We start from the raw sequence: 14,771 nt of genomic DNA, 5'->3' as shown, positions 1-14,771 counted from the left end.
ACTGCGGTGGGCACCGAGAAGATCGTGTGGCAAGATGCTGCGCAGGTCATGAGTGACAGCGATTAGGCCCCGGCTCGCTGTCCGGCAACCCTCCGTCCGTGGCGGGGTGCCCCGGGTGAAGACCAGGCCGTGGACAGCAAGGTCCATGGCAAGCGCGGACCCCTGCGAACAACCCTGGGGTCCTGGTCCTCAAGGGAGCAGTCTCGTGAGCAAGCGAATGCGATAGGGCTTTCAGCCCCTTTTCCGCACCCCCTTTTCTCTTCATCACTGCGGCGCCGTACGAGCGCTCTCGCAGTGAACTCGCCTGCCTTCCCACGGGAGTTCGCCATGTCTGTCACCACCGCTGCCGCCGACCGATCCGTCTGTGCCGCCCCGCTGCCCGTCCTCGGCCGTGACGTCACCGTGCCGCTCGTCACCGGCGGCGAGGTGACCTACGCGGCGCTCGACTACGCGGCGAGCGCCCCGGCCCTGCAGCGGGTGTGGGACGACGTGGCCGCGTACGCGCCGTACTACGGCAGCGTGCACCGCGGTGCCGGGTACCTCTCGCAGCTCTCCACCGACCTCTTCGAGAACAGCCGGGTCACCGTCGCCGAGTTCCTCGGCTGCCGCGAGGACGACCAGGTCGTCTTCACCCGTTCGACCACCGACTCGCTCAACCTCCTTGCCGCGGCCCTCCCCGCCGACTGCCAGGTCTTCGTCTTCGAGACCGAGCACCACGCATCGCTGCTGCCCTGGCGCGACGCCCGCGTGACGTACCTGAACGCCCCGCGCACCGCCGACCAGGCCGTCGCCACCCTGGAGCGCGCCCTCGCCGACCGCGACCCCTACGGGCCCGCCCTGGTCTGCGTGACCGGCGCCTCGAACGTCACCGGTGAGCTGTGGCCGGTCAAGGAGCTCGCCGCCGCCGCCCACGCGCACGGTGCCCGCATCGTCCTGGACGCCGCGCAGCTCGCGCCCCACCACCCGGTCTCCATCAGCGAGTTGGACGTCGACTGGGTCGCCTTCTCCGGTCACAAGCTGTACGCGCCCTTCGGCTCGGGCGTCCTCGCGGGCCGCTCCGACTGGCTCCAGGAGGCGGAGCCCTACCTCGCGGGCGGCGGCGCCTCGCGGAAGGTCGCGCGGCGCACCGACGGTGGCGTGGACGTCGAGTGGCACGACACCGCGGCGCGGCACGAGGCCGGTTCGCCGAACGTCATCGGCGTGTACTCGATCGCCTCCGCCTGCAAGGCGCTGACCGAGGCGGGCTTCGACGAACTCGTCGCCCGTGAGCGTCACCTCATCGCGAAGGTGCGCGACGGTCTCGCCGAGGTGCCCGCGGTGAAGGTGCTCTCGCTCTTCGGCGACGACGCGCCGCGCGTCGGCGTCATCTCCTTCGTCGTCGACGGCTGGAACAGCTCGCACTTCGCCGCCGCGCTCTCCGCCGAGTACGGCATCGGCGTACGCGACGGTCTCTTCTGCGCCCACCCGCTGGTGCGCACCCTGCTCGGCAGCGACCCGCAGTCCCAGGGCGAGTGCGGCGCCCCCGAGGCCGCGCCCGGCGAGAAGTCCCTGAACGCGATCCGCGTCAGCTTCGGCGCGGGCACCCCCGACGAGCACGTGGAGCGTTTCGTGCGCGCCGTCAAGGAGCTCGTGGCGGACGGCGCGCGCTGGAACTACCGCACGGAGGACGGGCGTTGCGTGCCGGACACCACGGCAGCCTGAGCCTTGGGACGCCCCCTCAGACGTGACCCCAGGACGATCATCCGCAGGGCGCGCTCGGTCGCGTCGGTGAGGAACTCACCGCCACGCCCGAGCGCCTCGGTCAGCGAGACCGGAGCGGGCAGGATCGCGCTGTAGGCGTCCACGCCCTCCGCCCGTACGTGGTGCGCGCCCTGGCCGATCGTGCCCGCGAGGACCAGGACGGGGCGGCCGGAGCGCTTGGCGCGCCGTGCGACCTCGGCGGGGACCTTGCCGCGCGGCGTCTGGTGGTCCAGGGCGCCCTCGGCGGTGACGACGAGGTCGGCGCGGGCCAGGCGTGCGTCCAGGTCGAGGTGGTCGAGCAGGACGTCGAAGCGGGGGAGGAGCTGGGCGCCGAGCGCCGCGAGACCGGCTCCCAGGCCGCCGGAGGCGCCCGTTCCGGGGCCGAGGGAGAGGTCCGCCGTGACGTGCAGGTCGCGGGTCAGGACGTGCGCCCAGTGTTCGAGGCCCGCCGCCAGCTGTTCCACCTGCGTGGGGGTGGCACCCTTCTGCGGGCCGAAGACGCGGGCGACGCCGCGCTCGCCGGTCAGGACGTTGAAGGGGTTGCAGGCGACGCGGATCTCGGTGACCTTCAGGCGGGGGTCGAGGCCCGAGGGGTCGATGCGGCTCAGCCGGGTCAACTCGCGGCCACCGCACGGCAGTTCCCAGCCGTCCGCGTCCAGGAGTCGGGCGCCGAGCGCCTGGAGCGCCCCCGCGCCCCCGTCCGAGGTGCCGGAGTCGCCGCAGCCCACCAGGATGCGGCGGGCACCCGCGTCGAGCGCGGCACTGATCAGCTCGCCCACGCCGTACGTCGTCGTGGCGCCCGGGTCACGCAGATCCCGCGGGACCAGCGAGAGCCCGGCGACCGCGGCCATCTCCACCACGGCGGTGCCGGACGGAAGCAGCGCGAAGTGCGTGCCGATCCGCTGGCCGACCGGGCCGGTGGCGGGCAGCGCGACCAGGCGGCCGCCGCCCGTGGTGGCCAGGGCGCGCGCGGTGCCCTCGCCGCCGTCCACCAGGGGGATCAGATCGGTCTCGGCGTGCGGCACGACACGGCGTACTCCTTCGGCGATGGCCTCGGCCGCGGACTGCGCGGAGAGGGACTCCTTGAAGCCGCTGGGGGCGATGGCGAAACGGGTCAGCATGGCGGTCTCCAGAGTGGATTCAAGGGTGGGTTCAGCGGACGGGCACGCCGAGCAGCGGCCAGAGCGTGACGGCGAAGAGCAGGACGAGGGCGGCGGTCAGCGGCGCCAGGACCGCGGAGAGGCGCAGCAGGTCGCGCGGGGTGTAGGTGGGGGTGCCTGGGATGTCGGCGAAGAGCGTGACGGGCTTCGCGGATGCGGGCAGGGTGTGGCAGAAGCCGGCGGCCGCCGTGGAGGCGAGGGCGGCCGCGACCGGGTTGACGCCCGCGCCGACGGCCGCCGCGACGACCAGCGGGACCAGGACGGATGAGCGGGCCGAGCGGGACTGAAGGACCAGGTGCGCGGCCGTGCTGACCGCCACGACGACGGCAAGGAAGAGCCAGGGCGATACGTCGAGCGGAACCCCGCCCACCAGCCACTTCGCCGCCCCCGACTCGGCGAGCGCGACGCCCATCGCCATGGTCGCGGCCATGAAGAGCAGCAGCGACCACGGCACCGTCTTCAGCGCGTCCTTCAGGCGTACGGTGCCGAGAGCGGGGGACGAGGCGACGACCGCGCCGATCAACGCGACCACGGCGGGCGGCACTTGGTGCAGCGGCTCGCTGCACCACAGCGCGACGACCGTGGCGAGCAGGAGGGCGCAGCGCGTCTCCGCGGGCTCCCAGGGCCCGGAGACCGGCTGCTCGCTGTGCTCCTGGAGCTGCTCGACGGTGATGTGGACCGGGCCCTTGCGATCGGCCCGCCGGGTCGTCGTCAACAGGACGGCCTCCGCCGCCAGATGGGACGAGGCGACGGCGAGCGGCAGGCCGAGCAGCAGCCACTGCGTGAAGCCGATCCGCTCCCCGGTGGCCTCCCACAGGACGGACACCGTGATCAGATGCGCGCCCGCGCCGATCAGGGTCGCCACCGCGGAGAGCAGGATCACGGTGGGGAAGAGGAGTGCGAGCATCACCACCAGGCGCTTCCGGTCGGCCAGGACCTTGGCGAGCGCGAGGAAGACCGGCAGCGCGAGCGCGGCGCGGCCCGACGTGGCGGGCACCGCGAAGGCCGTCACGACCAGGGCGGCCGTCGTCAGATGCGTCAACTGCCGTACGCCGCGCGCCCCGCTGACGAGAAAGGCCGCGGCCCGGCCCGCGAGACCGCTGCGGGCCACCGCGGCCGCGAGCACGAAGGCGCAGATCAGCAGCCAGACCGTCTCGTCACCGAGGGTGCCGAAGAGCGTGTCGCTGCTGATCACGCCGGTCGCGGTGAGCGCGAGCCCGGCGCCGAGCGCGATGTACGTGTCGTCGATCGGCGTACCGATCCACGCACAGGTCGCCAGGGCGAACACGGCGAGGGTGACCCGCGCGTCGCCGCTCAGGCCGGGGAAGTTGCCGGGCACCACGAGCAGCGCGCACAGGCTCAGCGCTATGCAGAGGGTGATGGCTTGGCGGGGATTCAGGGTCACGCATCGAGACTCGGGCCCGGCCGTGAGCCCTCAATGAGCCGCGGATGAAAGGAATTTCACCCGCTGCCCCGGATGTCACCCCGGAAGGCGGTACCCCATCCCGCGCACCGTCTCCACGCGCTCGGCGCCCAGCTTCTTGCGCAGCGCCCGTACGTACACGTCCACGATGTTGGACCCGGGGTCGAAGTCGTATCCCCACACGTGCGAGAGGATCTGCTCCCGCGAGAGCACCTGCCCCGGGTGGCGCAGGAACAGTTCGAGCAGCACGAACTCACGTGCCGTCAGGTCCACCGTGCGCTCGCCCGAACGGGCCCTGCGCGTGCGCAGATCCAGCGTCAGGTCCCCGCCGCGCAGCACCGTCACCTCCGGCGCCCCCGCCGCCGTACGCAGCCTCAGGCGCACCCGCGCGAGCAGCTCCTCGAAGCGGAACGGCTTGGTCATCCAGTCGTCGGCCCCGCCTTCGAGTCCCGCCACCGTGTCCCGGACCGAGTCGCGTGCGGTCAGCACGATGACCGGTGTGGTCACGCGTGCCTCGCGCAGCTGCCGCAGGACCGTGAAGCCGTCCTTGCCCGGCAGGCCGATGTCCAGGACGACCAGGTCGAAGCCGCCGGTCAGAGCGTAGTCGTAGGCCGCGTCTCCGTCGCCGACGACGCTGGTGGTGAAGCCGTTGGCGCGCAGGCCCTTCTCGACGAAGGAGGCGATGCGCTCCTCGTCCTCGACGATGAGAATCCGGTTGTTCATGGCTGTCCTGGTTCCTGTTCTCGCAAGCCGAGTACGAAGGTTGCGCCGCCGGAGCCCGGCACCGTGGGCCGCAGCTCGACCCGGCCGCCGTGCCCCTCGGCGATCGCCCGCACGATGGCGAGGCCGAGTCCGGCGCCGGTCGCGCGGGAGCCGCGGCGTGCGGTGCCGCGCCGGAACCGCTCGAAGATCACCGAGGCGTCCTGCGCCTGGACGCCGGGCCCGCTGTCGGCGACGTACAGCTCGATCAGGCCTGCCGAGCTGCGCGAGCCGATGCCGATGCGCTGGCCGGGGACGGTGTGCTGGACGGCGTTCTGGGCGAGTTGCACCATCGCCTGGGTGATGCGCTGCGGGTCGAGAGCGGCTTCGCCCTCGGCCACTTCGGCCAGCTGCCAGTCGCGGTCGCCGAGTGCCCGCGCCTTGACGAAGACGTCCGCGGTCAGCTCGGCGAGTTGTACCGGCTCGGGGGTGACGAAGTCGGGGCGCTCGGCCTTGGCGAGGAGGAGGAGGTCCTCGACGATGCGGCTCATCCGGTCGAGCTCCTCCGTCACGATCCGGATCGTCTCCTCGCGCTCGCCGGGATCGTCGCCCATCAGCTCCAGGTGGCCGCGCACGATGGTGATGGGCGTACGCAGCTCGTGCCCGGCGTCGTCGACGAACTCGCGCTGCGCGGCGAAGGCCCGCTCCAGGCGGTCGAGCATGCCGTTGAACGTCTCGGCGAGGGCCGCGATGTCGTCCCTGCCCTGCACCGGGATGCGCTGGGTCAGATCCTGCTCGGTGAGCTGCGCGGCGGTCGTACGCACCAGGCGTACGGGCTTGAGGATGCGCCCGGCGACGGCCCAGCCGATGCCGGTCGTCATCAGGAGCGCGACCCCGGAGATGGCGAGCAGCATCGTGAACACGTCGCCCGCCTTGGCCTGTTCGCCCGCCGGATGGAAGGCGACGACGAACGCCGCCGCCGGGTGGCCTCCGCTCGCCGCGATCTCCACCTTCGCCCAGCGGACCTCGCCCCGGTCGCGGTGCAGCGTGCCGGTCGCGTCGCGGGACTCGAAGACCGCCCGCAGTGCCGCGGTGTCCTCGGCGAGCGGATGGTCGATCCGCGCCTCGCGTGACTGTTCCTTCTTCGCGGGTGCCTTGCCGGGGCGGCCGACCAGGCCGAGGAGTTCTTCGTCGGGGTCGGCGTACTGCCGGGAGAGGAAGAGCCGCAGGAGCGGGTCGGGAGCGCTGAACTTCTCGCCCGTCTGCGGATCGACCCCTTCGCGGGCGAGGTTGGTGAACTCCGCGGTCTCCTGGGCGAGCAGCCGGTCGATGCGGTGGTCGACGTCGCGCAGCAGGACGGAGCGGGTGGTGGCCGCGACCGCGGTGAGCGCGACGGTCATCACCACGAGCAGCCAGAGCAGGATCCGGACACGGGCGGATATCCAGCGGTGCGGGCGCTCAGCCGTCGTCACCGGGGCCGTCGTCGTCGTTGTCGCCCTGGCCGCCGCCGCTTCCTTCGCTGCCGTCGTCGTCGTTGTCATCGCCCGAGGAATTCTCGCTCACGGGCGGCGGGGACACCGTCTCGTCGCTCGGCGTCGGCCGGGGGGTGGTGGGCTTGGCGGAGGGCGCGGACGGTGACGGGGCTGACGGCGAGCCGCTGCTCTCCAGCTCCACCTTGGGCGGCGCCTTGGGTGGCTCGGGGCTGTCGGTCAGGGCGTAGCTGGTCGCGGCGATGCCGAGGGGGATCGCCACGACGGCCGCCAGGGCGGCCATGCGGTGGGTGAAGACCATGACGGTGAGCGTGCCGGGCGCGGTGCGTCAGCAGCATGAGCGGCGGATGAAGAAACCCTCATCCGGCGCCTGGGAAGGGCGACTCAGGAGTCGAGGCCGATCGCGAACGCCGCTTCGAGGTCGTGCTGCGAGTACGTACGGAACGCGACATGCGTGTCCGTCGCCTCCACGCCCGGGATCTTGCTGATCTTGCCGGGGATGACGTCGGCCAGGTCGTCGTGGCGCGCGACGCGCACCATGGCGATCAGGTCGTACGTACCGGTCACGGAGAAGACCTCGCTGACACAGTCGAGGGCGGCGATCGACTCGGCGATCTCCGGGATCCGGTCCACGCTGGTCTTGATGAGCACGATCGCGGTGATCACGGCTGACTGTCTCCCTCGGTAGCCGGTGCTGGCTTCTGCTTCTTCACTCTAGCTGTCCCCCTGTAGCGCCCCCACGCGTACAGAAAGCCCAGGGAGAACCCGACCAGATGGGCCAGATACGCCACTCCGGGCCCCGCCACGCCCTGCCAGGCCGCGAGCCACTGCAGCACCACCCAGAACGGCAGCACCACCCATGCCGGAAACCGCAACGGCAGGAAGAAGAGGAACGGGAAGAGGCTGGTGACCCGTGCCTTGGGGAAGAGACGGAGAAAGGCCCCGAGCACCGCGGAGATCGCCCCCGACGCGCCCACCAGGGTCTGGTCGGAGCCCGCGTGCGCGACCGCGTACGCGAACAGGGCGAGATAGCCGCAGCCGACATAGAAGAGCGCGAACTGGAGGTGCCCCATCCGTTCCTCGGCCATCGCCCCGAAGACGAAGAGGAACAGCATGTTGCCCAGGAGATGCAGCCAGCTGCCGTGCACGAAGAGCGCGGTGGCCGGGGCGAGCAGGGGCCGCATCGCCCCGCTGAACAGTTCCGTGGGGACCACGCCCCAGCGCTCGAAGTAGGCCTGCTGGGCGGCGAGCAGCTCATCGCCGGTGCCGTGCACGGGATTGAGCCCGGACACCGGTGAGATCACGAAGACCAGACAGCAGACGGCGATCAGGCCGTACGTCACCGGGGCGGACTGTCCCCTGAGCATCCGGCCCGCCGTCGTACCCCACGTCGCGATCATGAACAGAGCATGACGTAAGGGCAGCAAACCGTACAGACCGCCCCGCCGCGTGGACGGCCGCCGCATGGAGACCCTTACAGGCCTTAGGGTTACGGGCACCACGCACCATGGAATTCCGAAGGAAAGCGAACAGCCTCGATGACGGTTCCTCTGCCGACCGACACCACCAGGTGGCGCTGCCAGCTCTGCGGCAACCTCACACGTTTCGATGTGACCCGCAGTTCGAAGGTCGTCGAATACGTGCACCTCGACCTGGCCGGTGAGTCGAACGTCGAGGAACGCGAGGTGGTCAGTGAGACCATCGAGTCGGTGCGCTGCCGCTGGTGCAACGCGGTGGACCAGGTGGAACTCGTGGACAGGCCGGGTGCCGGCTCCTGAGGGAGCGGGCCCCGCACAGCTAGTGGGGTGACGGATGGTGGAGAGCGCAAGCGGGGAGCCGGGCGACGGCGCCGCTGAGGTGCTCGACCGCCCGCTGCCCGACGGAGTGCGCCGACGGGTCGTCCAGATCGTCTCGGACGGCTTCGGCGGCCTCACGGTCAGCGAACTGCCCGCACAGCTGCGGCAGTACGCCCGCTTCACGCCGAACCGGCGCACGAAGTTCGCGGGCAACGCGATGGCGGCGGCCCTGGAGGGCGACGCGCTCTTCCGGCAGCGCATCGGCGAACGTCTCAGAGAGGCGGAGCCCGAACTCACCGGCGCCCTGGACGCGGGCTCACCACCCCCGGCCGCGGACCCCCTCGATGTGGCGGCCGCGGCCTATGTGCTGCGTCCCACCGGCTGGGTGAAGCTGGTGACCGCCGCCGGCGAGGAGGCCATGCGGGCCGACGCCGAGCGCGTGGACGACGAGACCCGCGCCGAGCTCGAACGGCTGCGCGGGGAACTCTCGGCGGCCCGCGGCCAGACGAAGGCCGAGACCGAACGGCTGCGCGCGGAGCTCGAGTCGGCGAAGAAGGAAGCCGAATCGATGCATCGCAAGCTGCGCGGCGCCCTCAGCGACGTCAAGCGCGGCGAGGCGGCCCTGCGCAAGGCCGCGGCCGAGTCCGACGCCGCGCGGGCCGAGGGCCAGGCGCAGCTGTCCGCCGCCGAGAGCGAGACCCGGCGGCTCAAGGCGCGGCTCAGCGAGACCGAGGCCGCCCTGGAGGCCAGCCGCAGGGCGGCGCGCGAGGGCCGTAGCGTCGAGGACATGCGGGTGCGGCTGCTGCTCGACACGGTCCTTGAGTCCGCCCAGGGGCTGCGCCGCGAACTGGCCCTGCCGCCCGTCTCCGTGCGGCCCGCCGAGACCGTGGACGCCGTCGAGCCGGGGCGCATGACCCCGAAGGACATCGCGGCCCGCGCGCTCTCCGAGAACGACCCGGCGATCCTCGACCAGCTGCTCGCGCTGCCGCAGGCGCACATGGTCGTGGACGGCTACAACGTCACCAAGACCGGCTATCCGACGATGCCCCTGGAGAAACAGCGGCTGCGGCTTCTCGGCTCGCTCTCGCAGCTCGCCGCGCAGACCGGCGCCGAGATGACCTGCGTCTTCGACGGGGCCGAACTCGCCGCGCCCGTGCTGCTCGCGCCGCCGCGCGGGGTGCGGGTGCTGTTCTCCAAGCCGGGCGTCACCGCGGACGAACTGATCCGCCAGCTGGTGCGCGCCGAGCCTCCCGGGCGCCCCGTGGTCGTCGTCTCGACCGACCGCGAAGTGGCCGACGGGATCGCGAAGGCGGGCGCGCGGCCCGTCGCTTCGGCCGTGCTTCTGAAGCGGCTTTCGCGGGGCTGACGTACGCCGCTTTCGCGGGACTAAGGGTGTGCAAGTAACTCCTGTTCCCTATGCCCGAATTGGGGCGCCGCCTGCGCGACGCAGTGTCAACTGATCATTACCGCCTGTGCGTTATCGGTAAAATATGCGTCCCGCACCCCACTTTTTGCCGGTCAGGATTTGAACTGATCACAAGAAGGTCACTAGGGTCTCGCCTCGAACCTCCGCTCGGTTGATCACCCATCCGGGGTGACAGCGGTGGTACCCGCCGACCGGATCTCGGTAGGCGGCTGGAGGAAGAAGGAGCCGCCTTCGTGGCGTCCCACCGTCGACCCAAGCAGCCGAGCCGCGCGCGCGTGACCGTGCTCACCGCGACCGCCGCCGCTGCCGTCGCACTCACCTCCCAGGCGGCCAACGCGACGCCGAGCGAGAAGCCGAGCAAGGACGAGGTCAAGTCCAAGGTCGACAAGCTCTACGAGGACGCGGGCCGGGCCACCGACCGGTACAACGGCGCCAAGGAGAAGCAGGAGAAGCTCGAGAAGGAGATAGGCGAGCTTCAGGACAAGGTCGCCCGCGGCCAGGAGGACCTCAACGACCTGCGCGGCGGCCTCGGTTCGATGGCCAGCGCGCAGTACCGCTCCGGCGGCCTCGACCCCTCCGTCCAGCTCTTCCTCTCGGCCGACCCGGACGACTACCTCGACAAGGCGTCCACCATGGACCAGTTGAGCGGTCAGCAGGTCGAGGCGCTCAAGAAGGTCCAGGAGAAGCAGCGGACCCTCGCGCAGGAGCGCAAGGAGGCTTCCGACAAGCTCAAGGACCTCGCCGACACGCGCAAGGAACTGGGCAAGAAGAAGAAGGAAGTCCAGAGCAAGCTCGGCGCCGCCCAGAAGCTGCTCAACACCCTCACCGCCAAGGAGAAGCAGGAGCTCGCCGCCAAGGAGACCCGCGCGAGCCGCGACGCCGGCGACCGCGTGGACCTCGGCAAGGAGGCCCCGGCATCGCAGCGCGGCCAGGCCGCCCTGAGCGCCGCCGCCACGCAGCTCGGCAAGCCCTACGTCTCCGGCGGCAGCGGCCCCAACTCCTACGACTGCTCCGGTCTCACGCAGTGGGGTTACAACCAGGCCGGCGTCCAGATCACCCGGACCACGTACACCCAGCAGAACGACGGCACGAAGATCGGCCGCAGCGAGCTGAAGCCCGGCGACCTGGTGTTCTTCAACAGCCTCGCGCACGTCGGCTTCTACGCGGGCAACGGCCAGGTGCTCCACGCCCCGAAGCCGGGCGCCGTCGTGCGCTACGAGTCGATGTCCACGATCGGCTCCTTCCAGTTCGGCGTCCGCATCTGAAACGACCGGCATGCCGTCCGAACGGGCGAATTCCGGCAACTCCAGCTGACCCCGCGCCCCGTCGGTGACCTGCGTCTCCGGCGGGGCGTCACGTTGTGTGCACGGCCGGGTCTTTGGCCGTGACGTGATCCCACGGCTACTGTCGCGCGCATCCCCCGACGGATCGGGGGGACTTTCCCCCGGTTCGTCCTTCTGCCCGGGGGTCCGTCAGCGAAGGGAGAGCGGCTTCCCGTGGGGTCCCATCGTCGTCTCGCGCCGTCCGGCCTTGACCGGAGCACGCGCGTAACCGTCCTGTCAGCCGCCGCGGCAACCGCCGCGGCCGCCTTCGCCACACCGGCGGGCGCCGCACCGCAGGACACCCCGGCGACCACCAAGGCCAAGGTGGACCGCCTCTTCGAGCAGGCCGAGAAGGCCACCGAGGCGTACAACAAGGCCGACGAGCGCGCGGACACGCTGCGCAAGCAGGTCGAGCGGGCCAAGGACAGCGTCGCCCGCGGCCAGGAGCGCATCAACACGATGCGGGGCGCGCTCGGTTCGCTCGCCGGGGCGCAGTACCGCTCGGGCGGCATCGACCCCTCCCTCGCCCTGATGCTCTCCTCCGACCCGGACGGCTACCTGGACAAGGCGGCGGCGCTCGACCGCATCAGCGCCCGGCAGGCGAGTGAACTGACCGACCTCCAGAAGGCCCAGCGCAGCCTCGCCCAGGAGCGTACCGAGGCGGGGCGCAAGCTCTCCGAGCTGGAGAAGAGCCGCACCGCCGTGGCCCGCCACAAGCGGAGCGTCGAGCACAAGCTCGCCAAGGCGCGCCGGCTGCTCAACTCGCTTTCCTCGCAGGACCGGGAGGAGTACGACAGGACATCGCGCTCGGGACGCGACGGGATGCCGGACCTCGGGAGCGCCGGGCCGTCGTCGTCGCGGGCCGCCGCCGCCATCGCGGCGGCACGGTCGGCGATCGGCAAGCCCTACGTGTGGGGCGCCAACGGCCCGTCCGGCTTCGACTGTTCGGGCCTCACGCAGTGGTCGTACGCACAGGCGGGCGTCGGCCTGCCGCGCACCTCGCAGGCCCAGCGGTACGCGGGGCGCCAGGTGCCGCTGGCCCAGGCGCAGCCCGGTGACCTCGTCGCCTACCGCGACGACGCGAGCCACATCGGGATGTACATGGGCAACGGCCAGGTCGTGCACGCGCCCTACCCCGGTGCCCCCGTGCGCTACGACCCGGTCGGCATGATGCCGGTGTCGTCCGTGACGCGGATCTGACCGGCGGCCCGCGGCCCGCTGCCCGTACGATCTGAAACGTGGCTGGTCGCGGGCGTGGGTCGTGGGTCCTTGGAATCTGTGTCGCCCTGCTCGTCGGGTGCGGCGGCCCTTCGGCGCCCGATGCCGCGCCCGGCGACGTGCGCAGACTGCTCGACCGGCGCGCGGATGCGCTGCTCGACCGGGACGCGAAGGCGTACCGCGCGACGGGCCGCGATGCCGGGGCCGCCGAGGCCTACGACAACCTCCGCGAGGTCCCGCTCCAGTCCTGGCAGTACCGCCTTACCACCTTCGAGCGGACCGGCACGCGGGCCACGGCGACCGCCGACCTCCGCTACCGGATCAAGGGCTACGACAGCGAGCCGCTCACCACGTCGCGCGCGCTCACGCTTCAGGAGCGCGACGGACGGTGGTACGTCGCCGCTGAACGGCCCGCGAAGAAGGCCACGCAGCAACTCTGGGACCAGGGGCCTGTCACGTCCGTACGGGGCGCTCACAGCCTCGTGCTCGGCATCGGGCGCGGCGAGCGGAACGAGACGACGCTGCGCGAGTACGCGCACCTCGCCGACCGTGCGGTTCCCCTCGTGCGGGACGCCTGGCGGGGGAAGTGGCCGCAGCGGGTCGTCGTCATGGTGCCCAAGTCCCTGGACGGCATGGCCGGTCTTCTCGGGGCGCCCGCCTCCGGCTACCAGGGGATCGCGGCGGTGACCACGGGGGAGACGGGCGGCTCCGGGGCCGCGCCCGCGGACCGGATCATCGTCAACCCCGAGGCGTACGGCGTGCTCGGCGACTTCGGCAAGCAGGTCGTCCTCACCCACGAGACGACCCATGTCGCGACCCGCGCGCACACCTCACCCGCGACCCCCTTGTGGCTCTCCGAAGGCTTCGCCGACTGGGTGGGCTACCGCGGCACGGGCCGCACCGCCGCGCAGGCCGCCCCCGAACTGCGCCGCGCGGTCCAGCGGGAGCAACTGCCCGGCGCGCTCCCCGAGGACGAAGCCTTCGGCTTCAGCGGCGACGCGGGGAAGCTGGCCCAGGCGTACGAAGGGTCGTGGCTGGCCTGCCGGATGATCGCGGACCAGTGGGGCGAGGAGAGCCTGACGCGCTTCTACGAAGCGGTCGGCGAGCACAAGAAGAGGCCGGGCGCGGTGGAGGACGCGCTGCGGGACGTCCTGGACATCTCTGTGCAGGAGTTCACGGCGCGGTGGCGTACGTATCTGCGCGCGGAGCTCGGCTGACCTCTTCGGACGCCGACGCGCGTTCACGTGCCCGGGGTTCGGACACCGTCTGCCGCCACAGGTTCCGGCAGGCGAGGAGCGCCGCCGCGACGAGCAGACCATTGCGTACGAAGAGCAGGGCGATGCCCAGCGGGTCGCTCGCCACCACGTGCGAGAACCAGATGGGGAACTCCAGGAACGTGACGAACGTGGCCGCGAGCACCAGGCGCGCGGGCAGCGCCATGCGGCTCGCGCGAAACGCCAGGCACACGGCGGCGACCCCTACCAGCCACAGTAGGTACTGCGGGCTGATCACCCGGCTCGTCGTCGTGAACAGCAGTACGGCGACGAAGGCCGCGTCCGCCACCGTGCTGGCCGACCGGACGCGCGCGCGAAGCCGCCACACCAGGAGCCAGCAGAAGGCCGCCACGGAGAGCCCCTGCGCCAGGGTGCTGACCAGCGGGACGTACGGGCCGAGGAACTCCACCGAGCCGTAGTTGAGCTGCACATCGCCCTGCCAGCCGAGGTGGCGTGCGATGTGGAAGAAGAGCGCGCCGAGTGACTCGACCTCGGTGCCGCGGTCGCGCTGGAAGGTCAGGAAGGCGAGCGCTCCGGGCATCGTCACCAGGAAGGCGAGGGTCAGACCGGCTGCGGTGGCGACCGCCGCGCCCCAGGAACTCCGGGTGGCACGCGCGCGTGGCATGCCGATGAGCAGCAGGGCGGGCCACACCTTGAGCAGCGCGCCGAACCCCGCGAGCGCCCCCATCGTGCGGGGGTGGCGCGCCCCGGCGAGCAGCGCGGCGACCGCCACGGCCGTCACCATCACGTCGTAACGGGCGTACACGGTCGGCCCGAGCAGCGCCACGCCCACGACCCACACCCAGGCCCCCCGGAGGGACTTGCCGGGCCGCCGGCCCGCGTACAGGAGCAGTCCGCAGACGAGCGCGTCGGAGAGGAGGGCGAGCACGAAGAACGCCGACGTGTAGTCCACGAAGGGCAGCAGGGCGGGGGAGAGGACCGCGAGGGCGGCGGCGGGCGGGTATTGCCAGGTGACGTCGTCGAGGGGGAAGGTGCCGGTGCGCAGGACCTCGTACCAGCCCTGGTAGATGACGGCGACGTCACTGGTCACGTCGGGGCCGGGGGCGGTGAGCACCTTGAAGACGCAGAGCAGCAGCACGGTCCTGGTCAGGACCCAGACGGTCAGGATCCGCGCCACGCGCACCACGCCCCTTTTCGGATACTTCATTGTGGTTCGTGGAGCCATGATGCCGGGCGCGGCCGTGGATGGGCCGAGAGGCACG

Annotated in this window: 14 protein-coding genes and 1 riboswitch; of the genes, 6 read left to right on the top strand and 8 right to left on the bottom strand. The window is 71.7% G+C overall.

The window, feature by feature from the left end:
* Positions 1 to 44 precede the first annotated feature (44 nt).
* Positions 45 to 161: riboswitch (SAM riboswitch) on the top strand.
* A 166-nt stretch (positions 162 to 327) separates the two neighbouring features.
* Positions 328 to 1,701 (top strand): aminotransferase class V-fold PLP-dependent enzyme, encoded by a 1,374-nt coding sequence (locus ACWGI2_RS10815; RefSeq protein ID WP_453694945.1) that lies wholly within the window; start codon positions 328 to 330, stop codon positions 1,699 to 1,701.
* Here the strand turns inward: ACWGI2_RS10815 and ACWGI2_RS10810 are convergent.
* From ACWGI2_RS10810 to ACWGI2_RS10780, 7 genes are all read right to left on the bottom strand, one after another.
* Positions 1,653 to 2,861: a glycerate kinase family protein gene (locus ACWGI2_RS10810; RefSeq protein ID WP_453694944.1), complete on the bottom strand. Its 1,209-nt coding sequence runs from the start codon at positions 2,859 to 2,861 to the stop codon at positions 1,653 to 1,655. The two genes, ACWGI2_RS10815 and ACWGI2_RS10810, sit on opposite strands and share 49 nt — an antisense overlap.
* A gap of 31 nt (positions 2,862 to 2,892) precedes the next feature.
* Positions 2,893 to 4,305 carry an SLC13 family permease gene (locus ACWGI2_RS10805; RefSeq protein ID WP_453694943.1) on the bottom strand — a complete coding sequence of 471 codons (1,413 nt, stop codon included), beginning with the start codon at positions 4,303 to 4,305 and terminating at the stop codon, positions 2,893 to 2,895.
* 75 nt (positions 4,306 to 4,380) lie between these two features.
* Entirely contained in the window at positions 4,381 to 5,046 is a 666-nt protein-coding gene (locus ACWGI2_RS10800; protein WP_453395108.1) for a response regulator transcription factor, read from the bottom strand.
* Positions 5,043 to 6,563 carry an ATP-binding protein gene (locus ACWGI2_RS10795; protein WP_453694942.1) on the bottom strand — a complete coding sequence of 507 codons (1,521 nt, stop codon included), beginning with the start codon at positions 6,561 to 6,563 and terminating at the stop codon, positions 5,043 to 5,045. The genes ACWGI2_RS10800 and ACWGI2_RS10795 overlap by 4 nt, the downstream gene beginning before the upstream one ends.
* Positions 6,481 to 6,813, bottom strand: a complete 333-nt coding sequence (locus ACWGI2_RS10790) for a small secreted hydrophilic protein (RefSeq protein ID WP_453694941.1) — start codon at positions 6,811 to 6,813, stop codon at positions 6,481 to 6,483. Before ACWGI2_RS10790 ends, ACWGI2_RS10795 begins: the two co-directional genes overlap by 83 nt.
* Positions 6,814 to 6,896: 83 nt before the next feature.
* On the bottom strand, positions 6,897 to 7,178 hold the full coding sequence (locus ACWGI2_RS10785; RefSeq protein ID WP_160504590.1) for an Lrp/AsnC ligand binding domain-containing protein: 282 nt from the start codon (positions 7,176 to 7,178) through the stop codon (positions 6,897 to 6,899).
* Entirely contained in the window at positions 7,175 to 7,912 is a 738-nt protein-coding gene (locus ACWGI2_RS10780) for a rhomboid family intramembrane serine protease (protein ID WP_453694940.1), read from the bottom strand. The genes ACWGI2_RS10785 and ACWGI2_RS10780 overlap by 4 nt, the downstream gene beginning before the upstream one ends.
* A gap of 138 nt (positions 7,913 to 8,050) precedes the next feature.
* On the opposite strand from ACWGI2_RS10780, the gene ACWGI2_RS10775 reads away from it, so the two are divergent.
* From ACWGI2_RS10775 to ACWGI2_RS10755, 5 genes are all read left to right on the top strand, one after another.
* Positions 8,051 to 8,290 (top strand): hypothetical protein, encoded by a 240-nt coding sequence (locus tag ACWGI2_RS10775; RefSeq protein ID WP_160504588.1) that lies wholly within the window; start codon positions 8,051 to 8,053, stop codon positions 8,288 to 8,290.
* Positions 8,291 to 8,324: 34 nt separating this feature from the next.
* Positions 8,325 to 9,674, top strand: a complete 1,350-nt coding sequence (locus ACWGI2_RS10770; RefSeq protein WP_453395103.1) for an NYN domain-containing protein — start codon at positions 8,325 to 8,327, stop codon at positions 9,672 to 9,674.
* Positions 9,675 to 9,967: 293 nt separating this feature from the next.
* Positions 9,968 to 10,999 (top strand): NlpC/P60 family protein, encoded by a 1,032-nt coding sequence (locus ACWGI2_RS10765; protein ID WP_160504586.1) that lies wholly within the window; start codon positions 9,968 to 9,970, stop codon positions 10,997 to 10,999.
* Between the two features lie 231 nt (positions 11,000 to 11,230).
* On the top strand, positions 11,231 to 12,256 hold the full coding sequence (locus ACWGI2_RS10760; RefSeq protein WP_453694939.1) for an NlpC/P60 family protein: 1,026 nt from the start codon (positions 11,231 to 11,233) through the stop codon (positions 12,254 to 12,256).
* A gap of 38 nt (positions 12,257 to 12,294) precedes the next feature.
* The gene (locus tag ACWGI2_RS10755) at positions 12,295 to 13,491 is read left to right on the top strand and encodes a hypothetical protein (protein ID WP_453694938.1); all 1,197 of its coding nucleotides are present in this window, start codon (positions 12,295 to 12,297) and stop codon (positions 13,489 to 13,491) included.
* Here the strand turns inward: ACWGI2_RS10755 and ACWGI2_RS10750 are convergent.
* Positions 13,448 to 14,716 carry a glycosyltransferase 87 family protein gene (locus ACWGI2_RS10750; protein ID WP_453694937.1) on the bottom strand — a complete coding sequence of 423 codons (1,269 nt, stop codon included), beginning with the start codon at positions 14,714 to 14,716 and terminating at the stop codon, positions 13,448 to 13,450. The genes ACWGI2_RS10755 and ACWGI2_RS10750 overlap by 44 nt on opposite strands.
* Positions 14,717 to 14,771 lie beyond the last annotated feature (55 nt).

The organism is Streptomyces sp. NPDC054866 (assembly GCF_053610745.1).
The sequence above is the reverse complement of the archived record's forward strand: the minus strand, read 5'-3'. Positions and strand labels throughout refer to the sequence as shown.